Source organism: Enterobacter sp. C3_dUdeg, assembly GCF_057536195.1.
Map to the genome: position 1 here is coordinate 13,728 of NZ_BAAKFX010000016.1, position 21,607 is coordinate 35,334.

Consider the following 21,607-nt stretch of genomic DNA (forward strand, 5'->3'; position numbering starts at 1 on the left):
GGAACGCCTTCACCGCGCCGGCTGATGCCGTCGCTTTAATGGCGCCACGCCGTTCCGACGTGTCGGGTGTGTGCATCCTGTTCCCCCGGTGAAGCCATCCCCCGTGCGTCCTCACGCGGAGGGCTGCTTGTAGCACCGTCGGGTCGTCATCCAAGGGGTGAAATGCACTCCGCCAAAACTTTTTGCGTGCCGCAAAAACTTTCGTCTCCGCCCCTTTCCTTCCGCCCTTCGCCGTTGCTCCTTTGCCCTTTGCCGCGAGAGAACTCACCAGGGAGATGGCCAGCCATCACCACAGGAGAAAACCAGGATGCACACACGAAACGTCAACGTCAAAACCGCCGCTCAAGAATCTTCCAGAAAGATGGGGGGAAAACCGTGTCGTACACGATCCTCGTCGCTGAGACGAAAAAAAACTCTGAGGAGGAATCGGACGTTCTGGAGTTCAGCAGCCTTGCTGAGCTGAAGAAACTGCGCAGAAGCAGCCCCGAAACGATGCGCTGCACCTATTTCTACGCCCTCAGCAGCGGCGTCGATAAACAGTTCCGCCATATCCATGTGGCTGAAGCAGACCACTTCAAACAGTTTGTGCGCCTGATCGAGCGCGCAGGTATCGACATTTAAATCCGGTTCACCCCGTGCGGCAGCTGTCGCACGGAACCTCATCAGACAGGAGCATGAAAGATGAACGTTAACACCCCGACTGCTGCACCAATGGCCTTTTTCGTTCCGTCTCATAACGCTGTTTATGACCGCGCAACACAGCTGGACGGGCAGTGGGTGACTCAGCGTGAAGCGAAAACGCTGGAATCCCTGCGCCGTCTCTATCCGGACGCGGAGCTGATCCCCGCGACTCAGGTGCAGGAAAAGCAGAATGACGGCTATCGCCGTCCCTGGGTGGAAATCACCGAGGCCCGGTACATCGACCAGCTGGAAACGTTGCCTCCAGTGGACTGGTGCAGAGGGTATGGCGGGGAGTCGTTCAAGTCGATCGAGTTTACGGGCGGGGATGTGACCGCGATTTTTGTCCGGTACGGCGCGCGCTTCTTTGAGTGCCACGACCTGCACACCCGCCATCACCGGGAGCTGATTGGCGACGTGATCGCCCGTTTCTGTCTCGATGCGCCGCTGAATTCCGCGCATTAAAAAAGCAGGGTTGCCCCTGCTTTCTCAACGCCGGGTAGCCGCTGTAACGGTGAACCGGCAATCACAACCAAAGTAAGGAGATTGATCGTGAAATTTGACCCGCAAACTGTCGCACAGGCGAAGGCATTTGTAAATGCCCTCCGCGCCGGAAAACGCGCTCGCGTACCCGCGCTGCGCTTCTAACAGTGGCAGCCGTTCCTGTCCGTGGTAAATGCCGAAACGGGCTACGCCACCGATGCTGACTGTGGTCTGGCTGTCAGCGTCTACCCGGCACTTGGACTGGCTTAACAGGAGACGGCCGCCTGCGGGCGGCCGGTAAGGAGAAACCATGTCACAACTGAGTTTTGAATCCCTGTTCCTGGCAGACCAGGCTGATCCGCAACCGCGGGTTTCCGCTCCTGTCCGGGTGCAGTCGCCAGCTGAGGCGCGTAAGCAGTTCGCCAGTGTGTTCCGTCAAACCGCGAAATATATGCGCCGTTCCGAAGTGTTCTGCGACTTTATCACCCTGGCCGCCAGCGGGCTTGATATAGCGAGCATACGATCGCCAGAAAGCATCGAAAACAGCCGACGAATCTGCGGGCGGTATCAGCCGGAAGATTTAGACGCCATGAGACAGCTGTTCTGCCTGTTGGTGGAGGGGCTGGCGGGTGAAATGCATGATTTTCTGGGCGCACTGTATATGGAGCATGAGCTGGGCGCGGACGAAATGGGGCAGTATTTCTCCCCGTCCTGCATCTCCCGCCTGATGGCCGGACTACTCATGCCCGGCGCTCAGGAGACGATAAAGCGTGAGGGTTGGATGACGCTAGATGAGCCTGCCTGTGGTAGCGGCGGTATGGTCATTGCCTTTGCATACTGGATGGCTGAAGCGGGATATAACCCCTCAGAACAGCTGTATGCCACCTGCACAGATATCGATCCGATGGTGGCTGATATGGCCTTTATCCAGCTGTCACTGCTGGGTATCCCTGCGAAAGTCGTGACCGGTAATACGCTGACTCTGAAAGCAAATCGCGTGCGTTATACCCCCGTTTATTACTTCAATGACTGGCAGGGGCGTCTGGAGTTTCGCAGTCGTTTCGAAGCTATGAAAAACTTTCTGGCCACCGTGGCCGCCTGACTGACAGAGCGGCAGGGCAGACCTGCCGCAGGGAGAGAGAAAATGACAAGCAACACACTGAACGCTGTTCCGGCGACCGTGCTGGAGACGATGGCAGAACGCCTGCAAGGCCAGGCTGAACCGCTAAAAATCCGCAGCAACGATGATCACGCCGCGCTGGCTGCAGATGTGCTCTGGAAATTTGCCCGTAAAACCGGGCTGAACAGGGAAAGCGAAAGCGTGCAAACTGTCATCACGGATTTTCTGGCCAATCTGCTGCACCTGTGCGAACAGTGCGAGCCGGACGGGGCTGGCATCGAGGGATTTAATGCCCTGCTGAATATGGCCATGATGCACTATGAGCAGGAAAACGGAGGTGACAGCGAAGAACCGATCTGAGCGGAAATCCTGGCCCCGGTGCATATCATCGGGGCAACCGCAAAAAACGCTACCCCTTCGGGGAAACGGGGAGGGCGAAAGCGCCTCCGGCGCTCCTGCCTTTCCCCGTTGCAGTGATTCTCTCCTCTCTTGCGATCATAACCGGCGTCCTGCTGGTTAACTTTCTCAGCTGCAGCTCAGTGGCCATAACCCAAAAAACGGGCAGGGCGATGGCCCCCTTCGGCTCCCGGCCAGCGCTGCTGTCCGGTCGTCGAGCCCCACTCCGCCAGGGCGGCCGCTGCGCACCCGCCAGGCTCCGCCGAACCCGCAAGCGGTTTCGGGCTGACGCTAGGGTCTGATGGCGAAGGTCAAGGGCTGCGGCTTCTCCGGCCGTGCCGTCCGGAACGCCTTCACCGCGCCGGCTGATGCCGTCGCTTTAATGGCGCCACGCCGTTCCGACGTGTCGGGTGTGTGCATCCTGTTCCCCCGGTGAAGCCATCCCCCGTGCGTCCTCACGCGGAGGGCTGCTTGTAGCACCGTCGGGTCGTCATCCAAGGGGTGAAATGCACTCCGCCAAAACTTTTTGCGTGCCGCAAAAACTTTAGTCTCCGCCCCTTTCCTTCCGCCCTTCGCCGTTACTCCTTTGCCCTTTGCCGCGAGAGAACTCACCAGGGAGATGGCCAGCCATCACCACAGGAGAAAACCAGGATGCACACACGAAACGTCAACGTCAAAACCGCCACTCAAGAATCTTCCAGGAAGATAGAGGGGAAAATTGCACGGGTTATAGGCCGGGGATATTACAACATGTTCTGTTTGAAGCAGGTCCATGAGCATTACGGCGATAAGTTCACCCGTACAGATGCCTGTCTGTATTTCATCCGTGGCGCACTGTCTGAAATTGCTAAGAAATCCTGAGTCGGAGAGAAACGAATATGACACATAAAACAACGCTCCTGCGCACTGATGGTTTTGTACGCAATATTCACTCACGTAATCCGTTCGACGTCATTCGTGCTGATGTGGTTCTGGCTCGTATGGAAAAGCGGGCTGGTAAAACATGCGGCGCGTACTACGAAATCTATGATGTCACTTTGCTGGGAATGGCGCTGGACTACCTTGCTAAATTACCTCTTAAAGACCGCCCGGTATTCATGGGCGCAGCGTCGATGCGCGGCTTATTTCTGACGTGGGCTGAGGAAGAACGTGCGAAGGAGGCATACGACGATTTAATGACCGAGATGGCCATTGAGGCGGGTGAGATTTAGCCCCTGATACAGTATTCGGTCCAGCCCTGGTGGCATTCATCAGGGCAACCGCACAAACCCTCTTTCCCCTTCGGGGAAACGGGGAGGGCGAAAGCGCCTCCGGCGCTCCTGCCTTTCCCCGTTGCAGTGCTTATCTCCTCACCTGCGATCATAACCGACGTCCTGCTGGTTAACTTCCTCAGCTGAAGCTCCGTGGCCATAACCCGAAAACAGGGCAGGGCGATGGCCCCCTTCGGCTCCCGGCCAGCGCTGCTGTCCGGTCGTCGAGCCCCACTCCGCCAGGGCGGCTGCTGCGCACCCGCCGGGCTCCGCCGAACCCCTTCGGGTTTCGGGCTGACGCTAGGGTCTGATGGCGAAGGTCAAGGGCTGCGGCTTCTCCGGCCGTGCCGTCCGGAACGCCTTCACCGCGCCGGCTGATGCCGTCGCTTTAATGGCGCCACGCCGTTCCGACGTGTCGGGTGTGTGCATCCTGTTCCCCCGGTGAAGCCATCCCCCGTGTGTCCTCACGCGGAGGGCTGCTTGTAGCACCGTCGGGTCGTCATCCAAGGGGTGAAATGCACTCCGCCAAAACTTTTTGCGTGCCGCAAAAACTTTTGTCTCCGCCCCTTTCCTTCCTCCCTTCGCCGTTGCTCCTTTGCCCTTTGCCGCGAGAGAACTCACCAGGGAGATGGACAACCATCACCACAGGAGAAAACCAGGATGCACACACGAAACGTCAACGTCAAAACCGCCGCTCAAGAATCTACCGGAAGATGTGATTCGAACCTCACCAGGTCCCAGTTCACGGATCTGTTTTGCTGGGTCCTGGCAGCATCGGAAGGGGAGCCACAACCGGTAATTTTTACGCCGCCAGTGAATGCCACGGAGCTGACGTTAATTAATGACGAATGCCCGGATTATATCTCTGTCTGGGTTGTAGATGGTCGCCCTGTGGCAGCTGCAATGCCGCTGGATAATTTTCACCGCGTTATTTCTTCATCTTTAACTAAATAATCAGGAGTAAATAAAAATGGTCAGTTTCGCAAGCCGCTATCGTATGCCTACCTCGATCCGCAAAGACCGTCCGCTGACGAATGATGAATTACAGCGCATCGTTCCGAGCGCGTTCTCATCGGATAAACACGATTCACGCTCTGAACGTTATACGTATATCCCGACCATTAACATTCTTGATCGCTTACGTGATGAAGGTTTTCAGCCATATTATGCAACTCAGTCACGTACACGTGACCAAGATAAACGCGACTTTACAAAGCATATGCTTCGTCTGCGCCGTCATGACCAGATTAACGGAAAAGAAGTACCGGAAATTATTCTGCTGAATAGCCATGATGGTTCAAGCAGCTATAAAATGATCCCCGGTATGTTCCGTCAGGTTTGCAGTAATGGTCTGGTTGCATGGAAGGATTTTGGTGAAATCCGTGTGCCCCACAAAGGGGATATTGTCGGGCAGGTTATTGAAGGCGCTTACACGGTGCTGAAAACATTTGACGCGGTTGATGAAAATATTGACCTCATGAAAAGCATTCAGCTCACTTTGCCTGAGCAGCGCCTTTTTGGTAAGACCGCCCTGGAACTTAAATACGATGGAAAACCAGCGCCGATTACACCGGAGCAAATTATTAACCCTCGCCGTGTGCTCGACAGAGGCCAGGATTTATGGACCACGTTTAACGTGGTGCAGGAAAATGTGATCCGTGGGGGAATTCGTGGCAGAACGGAAAAAGGGAAGATGACCAGAACGCGGGAAGTCACCGGAATAGATGGTGACATCAAATTAAATCAGGTGCTCTGGAAAATGGCTGAGGAGTTTGCAAAACTGAAGGCCTGAAAATTAAGCCGCTCAACAGAGCGGCTTTTTACTGCCCGGTGTTAAGCGATGCTGTTTCTGTAGTTTTTATCTCATGCTCCTTACCCGCAGCTGGCGCGAGACGTTCAGTAAGTAACTTTTTTCTGGCCAGTAATACGCGATATATATTTTTGATATCCTGTGCATAGGCCTTGCGCTGCGTAATGAGCTTTTTGCTCGGCCCCGTATTATACATCCCCACGCTGTCCCAGTTTTTTCCGTATGACCTGAAGTTGTGCGCCAGTACCCATGCACCCGTATAAACGCAGATACATGGATCATTTAACAGGCGCTCACGGGTAATATTGAAGTTTTTAAGTTTACCGTAATGTGAGCTGTTCACCTGCATCCCACAGACATCTTCTGTCCCATTCCTGTTTGATCCATTTATCGCATCTGGTACCAGATGGCTCTCTTTAATCGAAATTGACATAAGCAGAAGCGGATCAATTTGATAATCTTTCCCGGCCTGATCAAAGCACATCTGCGGAGCTGCGCCAGCAGATAGTGAAAGAGTCAGCAAAGCAGCAGGCAGTAACGATATTTTCATGGTTTGGCCTTTTAGCGAAATAAACGGACCCTGGAGAGGCGCTTTAAAAAATACCCCGGCGGATCGTCGTAATCAAGTAAATTCACTACAAACGCGCGTGAGCGCTTTCCTGCGGGGATTTAACACCTGCCAGAAATAAACATGTCAGAGCAGTAGCCGGTATTAACATGCCGCTCTTTTCTAACCCTTTAAAACATCACACCCCACGCAAGACTTCGTCTTGCAGATTTTTCCTTTAGTTTCATGATGATGTCTGCAAGAATTTTGCGCGTTGTTGGATTAAGACCGTTAAATGTCGCACATACCGACACTACACTATCGTATAATCCTGATACCTGTTAGTGTCGGTATGTCACACATGTATCGTACAATTGTAGATATGCTTTAATTCCATTGAATTATATATCGCACAGTGTCACACTGTCGCACATCCTGGTGCTGGATTGTACTACTGTATAGAGCGTAAATTCACAGCAGTATCAATCCATTGCACCTTTGCACAGCAATCTGATAATCCACCAACAGGCTATATGTAGTGTCGGTTCCGACACTAACTTAAAACAGGTAAGAAATATGGGAAGAGTCGGCATCTACCTTAAAGATAAAATTGAACGTGAAGTTCGTGATATTGTTCAACAAGACCTGCAAAACGGCGCCAATGCTGGAGAAGCAAACATATCAGCCACCTGCAACGAATTAATCAGGCTTGGACTTCTTGTTTATAAGCGCGATGGCGAGGATGGTAACCAGTTTGATATTGAAGGATATCGCAGAGACCTCATAAGAAAAGCAGCCGGCTCACGTGAAGGCACAGTTCTCATTGCAACACTACTCGCTGAAATGTATTTAAAAATGACAGGAAAAGACGGCGAGGGCAGCCTGGAAGATACGCTCGATATGATTATTAGCGGCATAAATACAGCCGAGAACGAAGCGGAAGCAAGGCACTTCATCAACGAAAAAGAATAAATCTGCGAGCCGGACACTCCGGCTCGCATCGATCACTGAGACGATTTTTCATCCCAGGAGAGGTCACTTTTTTCTACCTCTCTTATTTTTTCCTTCAGGAAAACTTCAAACTCCATACAGAGAACTTTAAGCGCCTGCGCATCCTCGTTCTGGTCAAGTAACCTTTCCGTAAAATAACCCAGCGTATTCATCAGACGGGTGAGCATTTCGTCATTCAGACTACGGTTATGCACCTTCGCCATTGCCCTGATTTCATCAGCAAGATTCTCGGGAATACGCATGCTATATCCGGTTGTTTTCCCCGGAAGCAAAATCCGCTCACCCTCACGCCACATCCACAATTGTTCCTGCTTGAGTGGGGTTTTAACTTCAGCCACAACCTCAGCGGATTCACTATCAAGTAATTTTCCAAGCCACTCCTCGAATCTTACCGCTAGCGCTATGAGCCGCTCACCCTCCGCAGTTTTAATGACTGGCTTACCCGGCTGATAATTTAGCGACAATAAAAGCCTGGCAATAATTTCCTCATTCACACTCCTGTTGCCAGCTCTGGCACATATTCTCAGCTCCATAAGCAAATTATCCGGAGCACGCAATCGCCACTCCACCGCTTCACCTGGCTGGAACTTACGCGGACGGCCGCGACCATCCCACATTTTCTCTTTAACTTTCATAGCTATAGATCCCGGAGGCCATTTCCGAACTTTCTGGTCAACAAAGCCTACTCACTTACATATTCGGATAAATCTGAATGATTCCAAAAAGTGTGACATGCATCACAGTTTTTTTTTTTTAGGGTCATGGGACAATTGCGCCCGCGTAAACAAGCACTTACGCGATTCACTTTTGTTTACTTCGGAGAAAACAAACATGTTAACCAAAGGCAGTGCCCTTAACGTCGGTAAGGGATGGGCGGTAGCGTCTTTATTCCGCAAAGCACGCGAAAATCGCAAAGCTAAATTTTACTTAAAGTCAGCAGGCGCTTTTTTAATTGCACTTATGGTCACTCACCCGGCATTCGCATCTGGTACTGACCTTCTTTCCTCACAAAACACCACGGTTAATTCAACCTTCGGTTCTGGTTCTTCACTGGTTAAATGGTTCTACATCGCCGAAATCATCATGGGCCTGTTTATTTACATTAAGGCCCGCTCACCACTGGTGTTCGTCGGTATCGTTATGGCAATCATCTTTACCCGTGTCGCCTTCGGCATCGCGAGCTAAATGATGAATGGGGAAGGAGATAAATATAACTTCCCGGAAACAATGAACCAGCAGGACCGTTATTTAGGCTTACCGATTGACGAGTTAATTGTTACCGCACCCCTATTAATTTTGGGGGTGCTTAACAACTTGTCACTTGAACTTGGTGTAATCGCGGGAATCCTCTGGTTTATCGTCAGATATCTGAAAAAAGGGCAGGGGTCATACTGGTTGCTTAATTTCTGTTACTGGCACCTGCCATCACTTTTATTCAAAGTAACCTTTCGCCAGATACCTGATTCAAGTTTCCGGCACTGGAGGGCATAGTTTTTCATGAAACTGAATATTAAAGGAGAGCGCGATAAACAACTCCGCTATGCGTTTATTGGTCTTTCAGCTTTAACTTTACTCATGGGCGCAGGGAATGTACTGACAGGGTCACTGGCATGGTATTTCGCCACAACCCAGAAAACCATCACCACGCCGTTAACGTTTAACCGCCCATTTGCATCAGATTCTAAAAGTGTCGATGCGACCGGTCTGACACAGTTCGCCGCTTCCTTTATTTACTGGCGACTCAACGTTACCCCGGAAAACATCGAACATAACCAGAAAATGATTCTTGGATTTGTCCCATCCGCCGAACGGGACGTACTCAAGAAAGCCCTGGACATAGAAACTGAGCGCATCCAGAAAGCGGGCATCACCACCCAGTTCGACACGAAAGAAATTCGCGTCATGGATGATGGCTCCGTGCAGTACAGCGGGGTACTGAAATCCTCCACCACAAACGGCGCAATCATCACGCCACTGAAAGACCAGGAAAAAACCTACCGACTGAAACTGAGTTATGACAACGGTGTGATTAACCTCCACAGCTTTGAAGAACTCAAGCCGGTATCTTCCACTAACTGACAGGACTGCCCATGAAATTTCGCATTTCACCGGCAGCTGCTGCTGTGTTTCTGGCAGCGGGATTATTTACCAGCGGCCTCCGGGCCGCTTCCGCACCCGCAGCCATTCCGTTTGAGAACGACGCCGCCTTTAACGTCACCCTCAGCAACACCAACCCGAGCAAGGTTGTTGTAGACGGAGAACTCATTACCAGCATCAGCGGACCAACCGGTGCGTATGACCAGAGCCAGACCGAGGACGGAGCGCTTATCCTGTCTCCGCTTGTCGGCCAGAACTTCACCCTGTTTATCCAGACTGACCACGGTTCATCGCTGAGCCTGAACGTCAGGCCGCAGCCGGGTAACGGCAAAACACTGCGCTTCACCCCGATGTCACCACCACTTCGCAAGAACGATGATGCGAAGGCATGGGAAGAAGGGCAGACCTATGAAAAAACGCTGGTTGCGCTATCCCGCGCCGTAGTCAATGGTCAGGTGCCGGACGACTACCGGGAATACCCGGTCAGCCGCATGCCGGCTTACACACCCGCCAGTGATGTACGCCTGACGCCTGAACGCCAGTTTGTGGGCAACCACCTGCGGGTTGTTCGCTTCCGGATGAGCAACCCTGGCAGCATCACCCGCAGCCTCCGCGAGCGCGATTTCTGGCGCAAGGGCGTCCGGGCCGTAATGCTGTCGCAGAATCAGCTCTACGCTGGCGGCGAAGGCTATGCCTGGATTGTGTTTTCAGATGACGGAGACGCCCGCCCATGACCATAAGCCTGAATGAAAACCTGAAAACCCGCCGCAAGCAGCTGGCCATCCTGGCCGCCGTCATCATTGGCGGCGCAGCTGCAGCAGGCGGCGTAATGTGGTACGGGCAATACCAGCAAAAACAAAAGCAACCCGCACCGGTTGCAACACCAAACCTGACCGGCGTTGTGACCGCGACGTTTAACGAGCAGGTCAACGATGCCGCGCTGACACAGCAGCAGGCAAAGACCTCCGCTCTTGAGCAAAACCTTGCCACGCTTGCTCAGCAGTTCGCACAGAACAAGCTCACCACCGAGCAAAAGCTGGCTGAAAAGGATGCTGAAATTCAGCGCCTGAATGACCAGCTTACGAAAGCCCCCGGCAGCAACCAGACCACTGGCCAACAGACACCACCTGCTGGCCAGAACGGAACACCACTCCCCGGTCCTGTTGCTGCCGGCCAGGCCCGACCACCCGAATACAATGTAACCCCCGCAGGTGCACCGGCCGCCACTGGTGTGAATATGGGGCAGGGCGCAGCGTTCTATCCGGGCGGCTCTGGCCAGCGCATGACAGGCGGTCTCTCGACAACAAAGTTCAGCTACGACAGCCTGAAGAAAAGGCCAACCAGACTCCCCTGGATTCCATCCGGCTCATTCTCTGATGCTGTTCTGATTGAAGGTGCCGACGCGAACGCCAGCGTCACCGGCCAGCAGAATACCAGCCCTGTTACCATTCGCCTGCAGGGCAACATTCAGATGCCCAACAACAAGGAGTTCAACGCTGACGGCTGCTTTATTGTGGGTGAGATGTGGGGCGATATCTCCAGCGAGCGCGGAAACGTCCGCACCCAGTCCATCAGCTGCATCCTGAAAAACGGCAAGCACGTTGACATGGAGTTTCAGGGACATGTCAGCTTCCAGGGTAAAGGCGGCATTCGCGGCAAGCCCGTTATGCGAAACGGCATGATTGTCGGCTACGCCGGTGCAGCAGGCCTCCTGTCAGGCTTTGGCGAAGGTATCAAATCTGCCGCTACACCATCCGTCGGCCTCGGTGCAACAGCGGATGTCGGAGCCGGTGACGTGTTTAAGCAGGGCATAGGCGGCGGGGCCAGCAAGGCGGCCGACACGCTGAGCCAGTACTGGATTAAACGCGCTGAGCAGTACCACCCGGTAATTGATATCGGCGCTGGCAATCAGGTGACCGTTGTATTCCAGAAGGGTTTCCGCCTTGAAACCATCGAGGACGCCGAGGACGCGAAAGCGAAAGAGGAACTGCAGAAAGCCGGCAACGCCGCGCAGAATGCCGTAACTCCGCAACCGGCGAGCCAAACCACCGCATCCAGTACCACCTCAGTCGGCAATATCAACCCGGATGACGTTCTCCGTCAGGCCAGTCAGCTGCGCCTCGGTGACACCATCAACTAAGGGAGCTGCATATGTCGTTTAAAACTGAGCTGGATGCTATCGAAGAAGACCTGAAGAAATGGCGTGCCGGGAAAAGGCTACATAAGTACCGGATATTTTGGTGCGCAGCAGCCATCCCGGGCAGCATGTTTCTCTACAGTGTTTTTTATCAACAGCCTGGATTTATCTTTATGGGCATGGTCCTCGGTTTCCTCTTGTTCGTGGCAGCGTCAGGCAAAATGGACGCTCCCGATAGCTGGGAAGGCCGAATCAATCAGGCATTACAGTCGGTTAGCCCGAGAGATAAAGACGCGTTCGAAAAACTGTGCCGCACAGTGAAAGAGAAGAGGGCAATAGAGCCTGATGACATTGCTGCATGGCTCAAAGACGAAAAAGAAGCGCGTGCGCTTTTCGAGCGTCAACGAGATGAGCAGCAACGCTACAGCTTCACTGAATGGCTGGATAAACGGGAGTCTGGCCAGAAGGCCGAATGTAATGGAGAGGGCAAATGAAAACGCAAGCGCAGGGGGGCGGGCCAAACTGCAAAGCAAAGGATGTGAACCGTCGAATAAGGATAACAGTTAACTGGCTCTATTCGTTTTGTTGGGTCCTCTGTTGGGTGGCGGTGATTGCAATCATTATCAAAGGAGTACGGGAGGAATACGCATTTCGCATCTTTGGTGCAATCTTCATGGCCATCGTCCTGACTCGTATACGCCCCCCCATCTGGCCAGATAACTAAGGAAGCCGAAATGCGTGACGACGAGCGTAATAACAGCCTGCTCAGGAGCATGCGGATACACATTGCTGAATGGGAGGCAGGACGCGCCACTCCGGAAGGAAGCCGGTTCATGTTTATCTGGCTTGTCATGTACCTTGGGACCGCGTGGCCGGTTCTCGCGTACTGCCAACTACTATGGGCGCTGGGTTTCCTGGTTATCTGGTTCTTTTCGAGTCAATGGATATGCAGGCGAATTGTCCCTCACTACAACGAAAGCTGGGCGGAGGTATTCGACAGGAAGCTTTCTGCTTATGAACCCCTGAACCTTTCTGCCTGGGAACACCTGAAGCACCAGGCTGAAACAGAGGGGCTGACGGCCAGCAACGTCAGAAACTGGTATCAGTTGGAAGCAATGAGCGTCTGGCCAGAAAAGAAACCAGACCTGAAGTTTCTCCATAAAACTACTGACCGTCGCGGGAAAACGGGAGAGGAGTGAAACGTAATACGCCAATCCCCGTAATTACCCCGCCTCCTGCATCAAAACTGAAATCAATATCAATGGTGGCTATATGAGATACACAACCGATTCAGAAACAGGTCTTAACCCCCGCGGTCTTTTCCTCATTATGGGGGGAGCTATCGTCATCGCCAGCCTGCTTATTGCCTGGCTCTCATTTTACAGTATTAACGAAGGCGAAAGGGGAGTGCTGCTGCGAAACGGGCGTATTGTTAAAGTCGCTCAGCCCGGCCTGGGACTGAAATGGCCGATCATCGAAAGCGTGGAGAAAATAACCGTAAGGAATGAGGCCATGCTTTATGAAGGTATGAGCGCCTACAGCTTCGATCAGCAACCCGCAAAAATGACCGTATCCGTGAACTTCCATGTTCTGCCGACTGAAGTGGAACGCGTCTACAGTGGCTATCAGACGGTTGATAACATGAAAACGCGGCTGATTGCCCGGCAGATACCTACACAGCTGGAAAACGTTTTTGGACGATATACCGCAATAAGCGCGGTTCAGGACAGAGCGAAGCTGGTACAGGATATGCAGGCCGCGCTGCGGAAAAGTGTTGATGGACCGGTGGTGATTGATACCGTTCAGATTGAAAACATCGACTTCTCGCCGGCATATGAGAAATCCATTGAGGACAGAATGAAAGCTGAGGTGGCCATTGCCACACGGACGCAGAACCTCCAGACAGAGAAAATTCAGGCTCAGATAGCGGTCACTCAGGCTCAGGCCCAGGCAGACAGTAAACTGGCGGCAGCAAAGGCAGACGCTGAATCAATACGCCTTCGCGGAGCCGCAGAAGCTGAATCCATCCGCCAGCGCGGTGATGCACTTCGGGATAATCCCGGTCTGGTCAGTCTGACGACGGCTGAACGCTGGGATGGAAAGCTTCCGGCATCAATGATCCCCGGAGGTACCGTACCTTTCCTTTCGGTGAAGTAACCTCTGACATGCTGTGCAGCTAGTTTTCACTGTGCTTCAGTGCAACTGCAAATAATCGAAACTGAGTATTACCCCTCCCTGAATACCCCTTAAATTAAAACCGGAGTTACCCCATGAAAAATCTACTGGGTGCTGCACTGCTGTGCAGCGCACTGACCGGCTGCGCCGGTCTCAATTCTGATTTCGACTGCAACAAGACCGCGACCGACCAGTGCCTGACTACCGGTGAGGCCAACAAGCTGGCCGCTCAGGGTAAAAGTCTGGATGACCTGACGGCAGAGAAAACCGCAAAAAAGCCTGCGGGTGAAACCCTGCCGGCACTGCGCAATTCAGCACCGGTCGTGAATCCCTTCCGTCCTGTCTCCGCCGCAGCAACCGGAACCACTGCCGCTAAGCCTGCTGCACCGCGCCCTCTGACCACTGCGCCGGCGAAATCGTCTGGCTCGCTGGTCACGCCGCTGACCACGCCAAGTCATGCGACCCCTGTGCCGGTTAACACTGCAGGCCGCGTTCCGGTTCAGCGCATTCCTGACGCCACGCAGCGCCTGTGGATTGCTCCCTGGGTGGACACGGACGACAACTTTCATCAGCCGGCTGTGGTCGAGTTCGTGAAAAACAAATCCCACTGGGATGAGAGCTATCGCGTCATCGGGGAGGGCGGAGAATGAGCAGCCACTACATTTCCGGCATGAACGGCGTCGATCATCTGGCGAAATCGTTAGTCCATTCACGGAAAGGAACGACGCAAATCACCGCCACACAGTCAGTCGATACCGACGATGAAACGCTGGCCGTTCTGAGCGTGAGCTGTGACTGGCAGATTAAAACTGCCGGTGATGCACCGCACTCCGGCCAGATGAACGAAGAGAAGCTGCGTCGCCTGGAGTTAATCCGGGCCGCTGCGGAGGGCCGAAAATGAGTTTTGTCGACAGCCTGATGGATATGCTGAAAAACGGGAAAGAGGAAGACGGTGCAGCAACGGCACGCAACAACCTTTCCCAGACCTGGGACTATCCGTCCCTGGTCGCTGCGCTGCCGTACCGGTATTACGACGACAAGAATGAAATTTTCGTCAACGCCGGCTCTGCGGGCTTCATTCTGGAGGCCGCCCCGCTTCCTGGAGCGAACGAGCAGGTGATGGCCGCGCTCGATGACATGCTGCGTAAGAAGCTTCCCCGCCAGACCCCTGTGACCGTCATTATGCTGGCCAGCAAGTGTGTCGGGGAACGTATCGATCGCGGCGTGAGTAACGACATGTGGAAAGGGGGGATGGCCGAACACCTCAATAAAATTACCCGTGCGTTCTGGCAGCGCTCCGCGCTGCACGGCCTGGCCAACGAACGGGAATACCCGCTCTACCTGCGTAACTACCGTATCTTTCTTGTTTATGGTCAGCCCATTAAGCGCGCTTCCCAGATGCAGCGGGTGATGGATGACCTGATTCAGATACGCAACACCATCCGCGTCTCCCTGGGGGCCGCGCGCATCGACAGCATGAATACCGATGTGCACGATTTCCTGTCTGCGGTACGCGAGCAGATGAACTACCGTCAGGAGCAGGTGCTGACGTCCTCCGGGGATTACAACGAGGATGAAAAGCTCAACCGCCAGGTGGTTGATCCGGGGATTGACCTTAAGGTTCATCCATCGCATATCCGGATGGCGCTGCCGGAAACCATCGACGCGCGCGGGACACGCCTGCCTGCATCGGCATGCCGCATCATCAACATGCAGCTTGCCAAAACGCCTAAACGTTTCGCCCTCTGGCAGGGGGCTGACAATCTCCAGAACCTGCGTTTTCCCGACCTCGGGATACCCTGTCCCTTTATGCTGACCTGGACGACGGAACTGGAGGAACAGACCAAAAGCCAGAGCGAGTCTTTCCGTAAAGACCAGGACTTGTCGAAAAAAGCCAACTCAGCATATGCAGCACTCTTTCCCGGTACCAAAAAAGCGGCAGAAGAATGGCGCCGTACCCGGGAACAGCTGCACAGTAATGAAATCGCGCTCTGCAATACCTACTTCAACCTGACCCTGTTCGCGCCGGACAACAATACCGAGGCGCAGAAGTGTGAACTGGCCGCCGTCAACGTGTTCCGAAAGAACGAGCTGGAAATGGTGACGATACAGTATCAGCAGATGCGTAACTGGCTGGCCAGCTTCCCGTTCGTCATGCAGGAAGGGATGTGGGAAGACCTGAAGATAACGGGAGCAACGCTGCGCGCCAAGTCATGGAACGCGGTGAGCCTGATGCCGGTCGTCGCCGAACGTCAGCTGTCCAACGTGGGGATGCCGCTGCCGACCTACCGCAACCAGGTGGCGTTCTATGACATGTTTGGTGAGGAGAACGGCAGTACCAACTTTAACATCGCGGTCACCGGCACTTCAGGGGCAGGGAAATCGTTTCTGATACAGGGGGTGCTGCGCGATGTTCTAAACGCCGGTGGTTACGGCTGGGTTATCGACATGGGGGACAGTTACAAGAACTACTGTCACCAGGCCGGCGGGGTCTACCTCGATGGCTCCAAGCTGCGCTTTAACCCGTTCGCCAACGTTCAGGACATTAATCATTCTGCAGAAGGGATTGTGCGCCTGCTGACGGTACTCGCCAGTCCGACGCAGCCGCTGGATGGCGTCTGTGAAGCGATCCTGCAGAAAGCGGTAATGGATGCGTGGGAGAAAAAGGCAAACAAAGCCCGTATCGACGACGTTCATAATTACCTGACCAATGAGGACGTGAATCAGGCGTTCGCAGATAAGCCGACCATCATCGCGCGTCTCGCTGAGCTGGCCATGCTGCTCGATACCTACTGCACCTGGGGGCCTGATGGAGAATACTTCAACGCCGACACCCCGACGCTCGATGGTGAAACCCGCTTCGCGGTGCTGGAGCTGCTGAGCCTGGAAGACAAGCCGAAGCTGCTCTCGTCCATCCTGTTCTCGCTCATTCTGGCGATTCAGGAAAAGATGTACCACAGCCCGCGCGACCTCAAAAAAGTCTGCATCATCGACGAGGCATGGCGTCTGCTGGGTGGCTCCAACCCGCACGCGGCAAGGTTTATCGAAACCGGCTACCGCACCGTGCGTCGTCACCGTGGCGCGTTTATCACCATCACCCAGGGCATTAAGGACTTCAGCGCCAGTAAGGAAGCCGAAGCCGCCTGGAACAACAGCTCCACCAAAATCACCCTCTTGCAGGATGCGAAGGCGTTTAAACAGTACCTTGCCGATAACCCGGATCAGTTCTCGGACATGGAAAAAGAAGTTATCCGTGGCTTCCAGCCAGCCCTGCAGACCGGCTACAGCTCCCTGCTGATAAACGCCGGTGAATACAGCTCCTTCCATCGACTGTTCGTCGATCCCGTGACGCGTGCCATGTTCAGCTCGCGCGGCGAGGACTTTGCTTTCATGCAGAAAGCGCAGAAAGAAGCGGGGGCAACAGCGGAAGAAGCGGCGTATCTGCTGGCGGAGAAAAAATACGGCAGTGAACTTCGCGAACTTGAAGAGTGGGTGAAAGCAGCATGAGTGAACAACAGGACAAGCCGTATGACGGCGACACCGTCCGCGACGGTGTAACGATAGCCAGCAAGACATCCCGCTGGGTTAAAGCCAGCATGCTGGGGCTGGCGGGACTTCTGGTTATGACAGGCGTGGCATATGTGACGGCGAAAGCCGTCACCCCGGAGGTGGTGGTCTTCGACATGAAGGGGACGGTGGACCTTTTCATGCAGCAGTCCGCTCAGCTGCAGCTCGATGAAAACAGGGCTAAAGCGATGACTCAGCAGTTCAACGCGGCACTGACCGGCAGCCTGGATGCATGGCAGTCCTCACACAACGCCATCGTTCTGGTGAAACCGGCGGTGATGAGCCCGCAGCGCGATATCACGAATGAAATTCGTGCTGATATTGCCCGACGCATCCAGGGGGGCCAGTGAAAAAACGACTGCAGCTGACGGCCATGATGCTGCTGATGCTTTCCGCCGGCAGCGGGGCGAAAGATCTCGGTACCTGGGGCAACGTCTTCGAGCCTGCAGAGCAGGACATGCTGGCGTTTATCCAGAATCGCCTGAAGGGAATGGAGCAGACGGGCGAGCTGGACCGCCTTCGCAAAGAGGCAACGGAAAGAGTGAAGGAGCATGCGGTACGTCCGACACCGGTGGAAGGGCTCACGAAAGCGAAGGAATACCGTAGCTTTGCCTGGGACCCGACATTTACCGTGAAGGAAACTATCACAGACATGCAGGGCAACGTGATCGCCCGCAAGGGCGACACGGTCAATCCTCTGGATAAGGTGCCCTTCAGCCAGGTGCTCTTTTTTATCGACGGCGATGACAAGGAGCAGGTGAACTGGACCCGACAGCAGCTCGCCGGCCAGACCAGCGTGAAGGTCATCCTGGTGAACGGCAACATCAAAGAAACCAGTGATGCGCTGAACGAACGTATCTACTTCGACCAGTCTGGCGTACTGACCCGTAAATTCGGTTTTGAACACATCCCCGCGCGGATATCGCGTGACGGCCGCGTGATGAAAGTGGAAGAGATTCCGGTATCAGGAGCGAAAAAATGAGTGCAACAACGTTAGGTGACCTGTTTCCCGAAATGCGTCAGGCGGTCACATCCCATCGACGTTACTGCAGAAAACCGCGCAAACCCGCTGAGATAACGCCGCGCATGGGAACAGCAGAACGACTGAAGACGCTGTACCCCGAAATTGACTCCTGGCATCCAGTACTGGTGACCAAAGCCTGGCTCCACTGGTGTGAGGAGAACCAGCAGGACAGCCGGGAGCCGTCAAGGCGTGATGAACGCTTCCCGGACTACATCATTCACCTCTTACTGGAGAACATGCGGGCCGAGGACAGCGCGAAACGTAAAAAGGGCCAGACGATGTCACTTTCTGAGCGCCTCGACAGGTTGTTTGCAGGCGAAGGGCAGGAGAACGCCGAATGTCACTGATACACAATAACTCTGTGTCACCTGCGTCTCAGCACATGACAGGCCACAATGCTGATACCAGGGGCTGCGACGAAACCGTGAATCAACTCTGTCAGCTGTACCCTGAAATCGCTTCATGGCAACCGGCGCTGATCGCCGGTGCCTGGCACCAGTGGTGTGCGAATAACCAGCGTCAGCCTATAGCGCCGGAAGAACGGGATGAGGCGTTTCCCCTGTACCTCGTCAGGCTTATCCGTAACAGAATGGAGGAGATGAACGCATGGCGTTAATCAGCTGCTTCACCGGCCCTCAGGGGCTGCAGGGGATGCTCACCTGTTTGCGTGATACTGAGGGCATGGCCGGTATTCTGGTCGTCGTTGCGCTACTCGCTGGCTGGATTGTTGTTCAGCATCTTGCAGATGCACGCCGTGAACGCCGTGCGCGGGAGAGCAGACCGGGAGTACCCGTCCCTCTGGCGCAATTTGGCGGTGCCCGACATGCCGAAGCGGTTCACGCCTTTGCTAACCGGGAATGCTATCAGGTGATGCTGGCTGAGCTGGAGAAAGGCCTGACTGAAGCAGGTTACCTACTGACGCGGGATAAATCACAGCGCTGGATATTGCCAGAGGCAGACCGGCATAAGCTCAGCCGCCGGGTTTTCCGGGCGCGTCTGCTGGAGATGACGCCGAGAGTGACTGAGCAGCAGGTAAAAGACAGTGAAGACGCGGCGGTGAACGATGGTTATGCCGGCATGTGGCTTAGTGTGTTGATTCGCGGAAGTGAAAGTGCAGGGTGGTACATCACAAAACCGATGCCTGGATTTGTCCCGACGAACTTTCCGTTAAAACAGGTCACCATAACTGTCAGTGCAAAACAGTCTGTCCTTACGCGGGATGTCGTCAGAATCATCAACGATGTGGCTGAAAAAGTGAAAAAACAGCGTTCATTTCCTGAAACACCTGAACGTATTGCAGGAAAGGTAATTAACAGTGAACTGTGTTATGGGGCCGATCAGAGACAGGTAAAGGTGGCGCCAGGCTGGTTTAGTTCACCGTCTGGAAATGATGTTCCTGACGATATCTCCGAAGGCCAATTCCCTCCGGCGGGGATGTCAGAATACCGGCATTTCATTGTCCGGGCGCAGGCAGGAAGGTTTTATACCCCGGCTGCACTTGCCTTCTATATTGATGAAGCGGGACGCAGGATAGAACAGGGGGAATCCAGCGGAGCATGCTACGAAGATGACAGCGGCTACGCTTTCGCCGTGACGCCTGCAAAAAACACGCCCTGATACAACCGCGCTGCCCTTCAGGATGTTCGGTGCTCACTGCGTTGCGCTCCGCCTCAGCCTGAATGTCATCCCGGTTTCCGATTAACCCCGACCAGGTAACGCCATGAAAAAAGACCCTGTTACTGAAAAGGGCCGGAATGTCACCTCAGTACGTCACGATGAGGGTTCGGCCCGACAGATGGATGAAATCCTCAACGATAATCCACTGTACAAACCCTCGCATGTTCTGCGCGGCGCCATTCTTGCCCTGTACGAAATGAGCCAGGAAGAACGTCTGGCCATCATCATGAAAGCGGCCGGTAAAGCCAATAACCACTGATCCTTTTTAAGCCCTTCCGCCGTCCGGTGGCTGCGGCACTCCCGGAGATACCCCATGACTCACCCTGAACCTGTCAGGCCGGTGACGGTTACCCGTGACCGCAACGGCTTCTGGACGCACCCTCATTATTTTGCACCCGCCAGTGATAAGGCCACACAGACTGAATTTGGCGACTGGATGCGCCAGCACAATCTGACCTGCGCCACCCGTTGGATGGAAAACGACGCGCCTCCCCAGGTGATCGCCGACTGGGAGAAAGGGAAACAAAACATCATTGACTGGATCCCCTCAGCGCCAGAGGGCGATGGCTGGTTCATTGGCTCCATTCATGACACTGAGGACGGCCCGGTCTGTGTGTGGCTGCGGGAGGTGAAATGAAGCGTTTCTCATGGCTTGCCGGCGTGATGCTGGTCCTGCTGTCCTGGATGCCAGCTCAGGCAACGGCCGCAGCCAGCAACGCGGGTGATGGCCGCTGGGTTAACCCGATAAGCGATGTCTGCTGGAAGTGTCTGTTTCCGATGACGCTCGGTAATATTCAGCTGGCCGCCGGTCCACAAAAGGATACCAACAACCCGGCTTCTCCGATCCAGATTTGTCCATATGGTGTGTTTTATCGTATCGGTCTGGCCATCGGGTTCTGGGAGCCAATGGCGATGGTGGACGTAACCCGTGAGCCTGGCGTCATGGTCAACATGGGTGGCTTTAAAATCGATCTCGGACGAACGGGAACGGGAACCGCAGGGCAGAGTGACCGGCCCGCTGCCGGCACGTTCTACCATGTTCACTGGTACAAATACCCGCTGATTTTCTGGCTGAACATCATCACCAGTCTGGGGTGTCTGCAGACCGGCGACATGGATATTGCCTATCTCTCCGAAGTTGATCCTCTCTGGAATGACAGCACCCTCTCGATGCTGATTAACCCCGAGGCAGCGCTGTTCGGCAACCTGATCGCTCAGGGGGCCTGTGCTGCTGACGCAGCTGCATCATCAGCTGGTCTTCCTCTGTCGCCGCTGTTCTGGTGCGCAGGTAGTCAGGGTTCTATCTACCCGCTAACAGGCTTTACCAGCGGTGAGTTTTCTCCGCTCGAGGCGTCTCTGCTGGTTGGAGAGCGAATGGCCTTCAAGATGCATCGTGAGGGACTGGTATGGAACTCCGTGGGCGCGGACGTCGCCGTATGTAACCAGTATCCATCCCCGATCATCCCGAAAGAGCGATGGCGATACCAGATGGTAAACATGTACCCCGAACCGGGCAACTGCCATCCCTTCGGGGCCAGCACGCAGCTCTGGGGCACAACGCATAACTCTCCATCCTCCAAAAAGAACTTCGGCTACCTCTTCTGGCGCAAACGTAACTGCGTATTCCTTTAAGGA

At 54.4% G+C, this 21,607-nt stretch carries 30 protein-coding genes; 28 read left to right on the forward strand and 2 right to left on the reverse strand.

Annotated elements, in window-relative coordinates:
* Positions 1–348 precede the first annotated feature (348 nt).
* The 8 genes from AC27FC_RS21650 to AC27FC_RS21685 all read left to right on the forward strand — a co-directional run bounded on the left by AC27FC_RS21650 (position 349) and on the right by AC27FC_RS21685 (position 5,719).
* Positions 349–621 (forward strand): hypothetical protein, encoded by a 273-nt coding sequence (locus AC27FC_RS21650; RefSeq protein ID WP_487160404.1) that lies wholly within the window; start codon positions 349–351, stop codon positions 619–621.
* 60 nt (positions 622–681) lie between these two features.
* Entirely contained in the window at positions 682–1,143 is a 462-nt protein-coding gene (locus tag AC27FC_RS21655; protein ID WP_487160361.1) for a hypothetical protein, read from the forward strand.
* 328 nt (positions 1,144–1,471) lie between these two features.
* Positions 1,472–2,263 (forward strand): N-6 DNA methylase, encoded by a 792-nt coding sequence (locus AC27FC_RS21660; RefSeq protein WP_487160362.1) that lies wholly within the window; start codon positions 1,472–1,474, stop codon positions 2,261–2,263.
* 42 nt (positions 2,264–2,305) lie between these two features.
* A complete protein-coding gene (locus AC27FC_RS21665) occupies positions 2,306–2,641 on the forward strand; it encodes a hypothetical protein (protein ID WP_252009677.1) in 336 nt (111 codons plus the stop codon).
* A gap of 687 nt (positions 2,642–3,328) precedes the next feature.
* Complete coding sequence (locus AC27FC_RS21670; protein WP_193807509.1) at positions 3,329–3,538, forward strand: hypothetical protein; 210 nt, start codon at positions 3,329–3,331, stop codon at positions 3,536–3,538.
* A 17-nt stretch (positions 3,539–3,555) separates the two neighbouring features.
* On the forward strand, positions 3,556–3,888 hold the full coding sequence (locus tag AC27FC_RS21675; RefSeq protein ID WP_487160363.1) for a hypothetical protein: 333 nt from the start codon (positions 3,556–3,558) through the stop codon (positions 3,886–3,888).
* Positions 3,889–4,587: 699 nt separating this feature from the next.
* Positions 4,588–4,881: a hypothetical protein gene (locus AC27FC_RS21680; protein WP_172689228.1), complete on the forward strand. Its 294-nt coding sequence runs from the start codon at positions 4,588–4,590 to the stop codon at positions 4,879–4,881.
* Between the two features lie 16 nt (positions 4,882–4,897).
* Positions 4,898–5,719, forward strand: a complete 822-nt coding sequence (locus tag AC27FC_RS21685; protein ID WP_248202708.1) for a DUF932 domain-containing protein — start codon at positions 4,898–4,900, stop codon at positions 5,717–5,719.
* A 28-nt stretch (positions 5,720–5,747) separates the two neighbouring features.
* Here the strand turns inward: AC27FC_RS21685 and AC27FC_RS21690 are convergent, their stop codons facing one another.
* Positions 5,748–6,287: a lytic transglycosylase domain-containing protein gene (locus AC27FC_RS21690; protein WP_487160364.1), complete on the reverse strand. Its 540-nt coding sequence runs from the start codon at positions 6,285–6,287 to the stop codon at positions 5,748–5,750.
* A gap of 573 nt (positions 6,288–6,860) precedes the next feature.
* Between AC27FC_RS21690 and AC27FC_RS21695 the strand changes: the two genes are divergently transcribed.
* Positions 6,861–7,256, forward strand: coding sequence for a relaxosome protein TraM (locus AC27FC_RS21695; RefSeq protein WP_029403780.1), 396 nt, complete (start codon positions 6,861–6,863; stop codon positions 7,254–7,256).
* A gap of 32 nt (positions 7,257–7,288) precedes the next feature.
* On the opposite strand, the gene AC27FC_RS21700 is transcribed toward AC27FC_RS21695, so the two are convergent.
* Positions 7,289–7,930 (reverse strand): Arc family DNA-binding protein, encoded by a 642-nt coding sequence (locus tag AC27FC_RS21700; protein WP_261660374.1) that lies wholly within the window; start codon positions 7,928–7,930, stop codon positions 7,289–7,291.
* 196 nt (positions 7,931–8,126) lie between these two features.
* Between AC27FC_RS21700 and AC27FC_RS21705 the strand changes: the two genes are divergently transcribed.
* The 19 genes from AC27FC_RS21705 (at position 8,127) to traU (ending at position 21,604) form a co-directional block, all read left to right on the forward strand.
* Positions 8,127–8,480, forward strand: a complete 354-nt coding sequence (locus AC27FC_RS21705) for a type IV conjugative transfer system pilin TraA (protein ID WP_032645467.1) — start codon at positions 8,127–8,129, stop codon at positions 8,478–8,480.
* A gap of 3 nt (positions 8,481–8,483) precedes the next feature.
* The gene (gene traL / locus AC27FC_RS21710) at positions 8,484–8,786 is read left to right on the forward strand and encodes a type IV conjugative transfer system protein TraL (protein ID WP_032641335.1); all 303 of its coding nucleotides are present in this window, start codon (positions 8,484–8,486) and stop codon (positions 8,784–8,786) included.
* Between the two features lie 6 nt (positions 8,787–8,792).
* The gene (locus AC27FC_RS21715) at positions 8,793–9,374 is read left to right on the forward strand and encodes a TraE/TraK family type IV conjugative transfer system protein (RefSeq protein WP_032641264.1); all 582 of its coding nucleotides are present in this window, start codon (positions 8,793–8,795) and stop codon (positions 9,372–9,374) included.
* Between the two features lie 11 nt (positions 9,375–9,385).
* Entirely contained in the window at positions 9,386–10,126 is a 741-nt protein-coding gene (gene traK / locus AC27FC_RS21720; protein ID WP_023338038.1) for a type-F conjugative transfer system secretin TraK, read from the forward strand.
* Between the two features lie 2 nt (positions 10,127–10,128).
* The gene (gene traB, locus AC27FC_RS21725) at positions 10,129–11,532 is read left to right on the forward strand and encodes an F-type conjugal transfer pilus assembly protein TraB (protein ID WP_487160405.1); all 1,404 of its coding nucleotides are present in this window, start codon (positions 10,129–10,131) and stop codon (positions 11,530–11,532) included.
* 11 nt (positions 11,533–11,543) lie between these two features.
* Positions 11,544–12,023 carry a hypothetical protein gene (locus tag AC27FC_RS21730; protein ID WP_143347812.1) on the forward strand — a complete coding sequence of 160 codons (480 nt, stop codon included), beginning with the start codon at positions 11,544–11,546 and terminating at the stop codon, positions 12,021–12,023.
* Between the two features lie 240 nt (positions 12,024–12,263).
* On the forward strand, positions 12,264–12,728 hold the full coding sequence (locus AC27FC_RS21735) for a hypothetical protein (RefSeq protein WP_143347814.1): 465 nt from the start codon (positions 12,264–12,266) through the stop codon (positions 12,726–12,728).
* Between the two features lie 73 nt (positions 12,729–12,801).
* Positions 12,802–13,686, forward strand: coding sequence for an SPFH domain-containing protein (locus AC27FC_RS21740; RefSeq protein WP_143347815.1), 885 nt, complete (start codon positions 12,802–12,804; stop codon positions 13,684–13,686).
* Between the two features lie 113 nt (positions 13,687–13,799).
* On the forward strand, positions 13,800–14,354 hold the full coding sequence (traV, locus tag AC27FC_RS21745; RefSeq protein ID WP_487160365.1) for a type IV conjugative transfer system lipoprotein TraV: 555 nt from the start codon (positions 13,800–13,802) through the stop codon (positions 14,352–14,354).
* Positions 14,351–14,605: a hypothetical protein gene (locus tag AC27FC_RS21750; RefSeq protein ID WP_073001772.1), complete on the forward strand. Its 255-nt coding sequence runs from the start codon at positions 14,351–14,353 to the stop codon at positions 14,603–14,605. The genes traV and AC27FC_RS21750 overlap by 4 nt, the downstream gene beginning before the upstream one ends.
* Complete coding sequence (traC, locus tag AC27FC_RS21755) at positions 14,602–17,211, forward strand: type IV secretion system protein TraC (RefSeq protein ID WP_487160366.1); 2,610 nt, start codon at positions 14,602–14,604, stop codon at positions 17,209–17,211. Before AC27FC_RS21750 ends, traC begins: the two co-directional genes overlap by 4 nt.
* Complete coding sequence (gene trbI, locus AC27FC_RS21760; RefSeq protein ID WP_063409502.1) at positions 17,208–17,621, forward strand: type-F conjugative transfer system protein TrbI; 414 nt, start codon at positions 17,208–17,210, stop codon at positions 17,619–17,621. The genes traC and trbI overlap by 4 nt, the downstream gene beginning before the upstream one ends.
* Entirely contained in the window at positions 17,618–18,253 is a 636-nt protein-coding gene (gene traW / locus AC27FC_RS21765; protein ID WP_032641283.1) for a type-F conjugative transfer system protein TraW, read from the forward strand. The genes trbI and traW overlap by 4 nt, the downstream gene beginning before the upstream one ends.
* On the forward strand, positions 18,250–18,642 hold the full coding sequence (locus AC27FC_RS21770) for a hypothetical protein (RefSeq protein ID WP_487160367.1): 393 nt from the start codon (positions 18,250–18,252) through the stop codon (positions 18,640–18,642). The genes traW and AC27FC_RS21770 overlap by 4 nt, the downstream gene beginning before the upstream one ends.
* Positions 18,633–18,911 (forward strand): hypothetical protein, encoded by a 279-nt coding sequence (locus AC27FC_RS21775; RefSeq protein WP_063409500.1) that lies wholly within the window; start codon positions 18,633–18,635, stop codon positions 18,909–18,911. The genes AC27FC_RS21770 and AC27FC_RS21775 overlap by 10 nt, the downstream gene beginning before the upstream one ends.
* Complete coding sequence (locus AC27FC_RS21780; RefSeq protein ID WP_487160368.1) at positions 18,902–19,912, forward strand: hypothetical protein; 1,011 nt, start codon at positions 18,902–18,904, stop codon at positions 19,910–19,912. The genes AC27FC_RS21775 and AC27FC_RS21780 overlap by 10 nt, the downstream gene beginning before the upstream one ends.
* A 103-nt stretch (positions 19,913–20,015) precedes the next feature.
* The gene (locus tag AC27FC_RS21785; protein WP_047650740.1) at positions 20,016–20,231 is read left to right on the forward strand and encodes a hypothetical protein; all 216 of its coding nucleotides are present in this window, start codon (positions 20,016–20,018) and stop codon (positions 20,229–20,231) included.
* Between the two features lie 54 nt (positions 20,232–20,285).
* A complete protein-coding gene (locus tag AC27FC_RS21790; protein WP_487160369.1) occupies positions 20,286–20,609 on the forward strand; it encodes a hypothetical protein in 324 nt (107 codons plus the stop codon).
* The gene (traU, locus tag AC27FC_RS21795) at positions 20,606–21,604 is read left to right on the forward strand and encodes a conjugal transfer pilus assembly protein TraU (protein ID WP_032656090.1); all 999 of its coding nucleotides are present in this window, start codon (positions 20,606–20,608) and stop codon (positions 21,602–21,604) included. The genes AC27FC_RS21790 and traU overlap by 4 nt, the downstream gene beginning before the upstream one ends.
* The last annotated feature ends 3 nt before the right edge of the window (positions 21,605–21,607 follow it).

Bases quoted from the DNA above. Each gene is read 5' to 3' on its own strand.
- AC27FC_RS21685 (WP_248202708.1), top strand. From the start codon at position 4,898: ATGGTCAGTTTCGCAAGCCGCTATCGTATGCCTACCTCGATCCGCAAA.
- traU (WP_032656090.1), top strand. From the start codon at position 20,606: ATGAAGCGTTTCTCATGGCTTGCCGGCGTGATGCTGGTCCTGCTGTCC.
- AC27FC_RS21735 (WP_143347814.1), top strand. From the start codon at position 12,264: ATGCGTGACGACGAGCGTAATAACAGCCTGCTCAGGAGCATGCGGATA.
- AC27FC_RS21770 (WP_487160367.1), top strand. From the start codon at position 18,250: ATGAGTGCAACAACGTTAGGTGACCTGTTTCCCGAAATGCGTCAGGCG.
- traV (WP_487160365.1), top strand. From the start codon at position 13,800: ATGAAAAATCTACTGGGTGCTGCACTGCTGTGCAGCGCACTGACCGGC.
- traL (WP_032641335.1), top strand. From the start codon at position 8,484: ATGAATGGGGAAGGAGATAAATATAACTTCCCGGAAACAATGAACCAG.
- AC27FC_RS21700 (WP_261660374.1), bottom strand. From the start codon at position 7,930: ATGAAAGTTAAAGAGAAAATGTGGGATGGTCGCGGCCGTCCGCGTAAG.
- AC27FC_RS21670 (WP_193807509.1), top strand. From the start codon at position 3,329: ATGCACACACGAAACGTCAACGTCAAAACCGCCACTCAAGAATCTTCC.
- AC27FC_RS21790 (WP_487160369.1), top strand. From the start codon at position 20,286: ATGACTCACCCTGAACCTGTCAGGCCGGTGACGGTTACCCGTGACCGC.
- AC27FC_RS21665 (WP_252009677.1), top strand. From the start codon at position 2,306: ATGACAAGCAACACACTGAACGCTGTTCCGGCGACCGTGCTGGAGACG.
- AC27FC_RS21715 (WP_032641264.1), top strand. From the start codon at position 8,793: ATGAAACTGAATATTAAAGGAGAGCGCGATAAACAACTCCGCTATGCG.
- AC27FC_RS21730 (WP_143347812.1), top strand. From the start codon at position 11,544: ATGTCGTTTAAAACTGAGCTGGATGCTATCGAAGAAGACCTGAAGAAA.
- AC27FC_RS21690 (WP_487160364.1), bottom strand. From the start codon at position 6,287: ATGAAAATATCGTTACTGCCTGCTGCTTTGCTGACTCTTTCACTATCT.
- AC27FC_RS21775 (WP_063409500.1), top strand. From the start codon at position 18,633: ATGTCACTGATACACAATAACTCTGTGTCACCTGCGTCTCAGCACATG.
- AC27FC_RS21740 (WP_143347815.1), top strand. From the start codon at position 12,802: ATGAGATACACAACCGATTCAGAAACAGGTCTTAACCCCCGCGGTCTT.
- AC27FC_RS21660 (WP_487160362.1), top strand. From the start codon at position 1,472: ATGTCACAACTGAGTTTTGAATCCCTGTTCCTGGCAGACCAGGCTGAT.
- AC27FC_RS21705 (WP_032645467.1), top strand. From the start codon at position 8,127: ATGTTAACCAAAGGCAGTGCCCTTAACGTCGGTAAGGGATGGGCGGTA.
- traC (WP_487160366.1), top strand. From the start codon at position 14,602: ATGAGTTTTGTCGACAGCCTGATGGATATGCTGAAAAACGGGAAAGAG.
- AC27FC_RS21785 (WP_047650740.1), top strand. From the start codon at position 20,016: ATGAAAAAAGACCCTGTTACTGAAAAGGGCCGGAATGTCACCTCAGTA.
- AC27FC_RS21675 (WP_487160363.1), top strand. From the start codon at position 3,556: ATGACACATAAAACAACGCTCCTGCGCACTGATGGTTTTGTACGCAAT.
- AC27FC_RS21680 (WP_172689228.1), top strand. From the start codon at position 4,588: ATGCACACACGAAACGTCAACGTCAAAACCGCCGCTCAAGAATCTACC.
- traK (WP_023338038.1), top strand. From the start codon at position 9,386: ATGAAATTTCGCATTTCACCGGCAGCTGCTGCTGTGTTTCTGGCAGCG.
- AC27FC_RS21780 (WP_487160368.1), top strand. From the start codon at position 18,902: ATGGCGTTAATCAGCTGCTTCACCGGCCCTCAGGGGCTGCAGGGGATG.
- AC27FC_RS21750 (WP_073001772.1), top strand. From the start codon at position 14,351: ATGAGCAGCCACTACATTTCCGGCATGAACGGCGTCGATCATCTGGCG.
- AC27FC_RS21655 (WP_487160361.1), top strand. From the start codon at position 682: ATGAACGTTAACACCCCGACTGCTGCACCAATGGCCTTTTTCGTTCCG.
- trbI (WP_063409502.1), top strand. From the start codon at position 17,208: ATGAGTGAACAACAGGACAAGCCGTATGACGGCGACACCGTCCGCGAC.
- AC27FC_RS21695 (WP_029403780.1), top strand. From the start codon at position 6,861: ATGGGAAGAGTCGGCATCTACCTTAAAGATAAAATTGAACGTGAAGTT.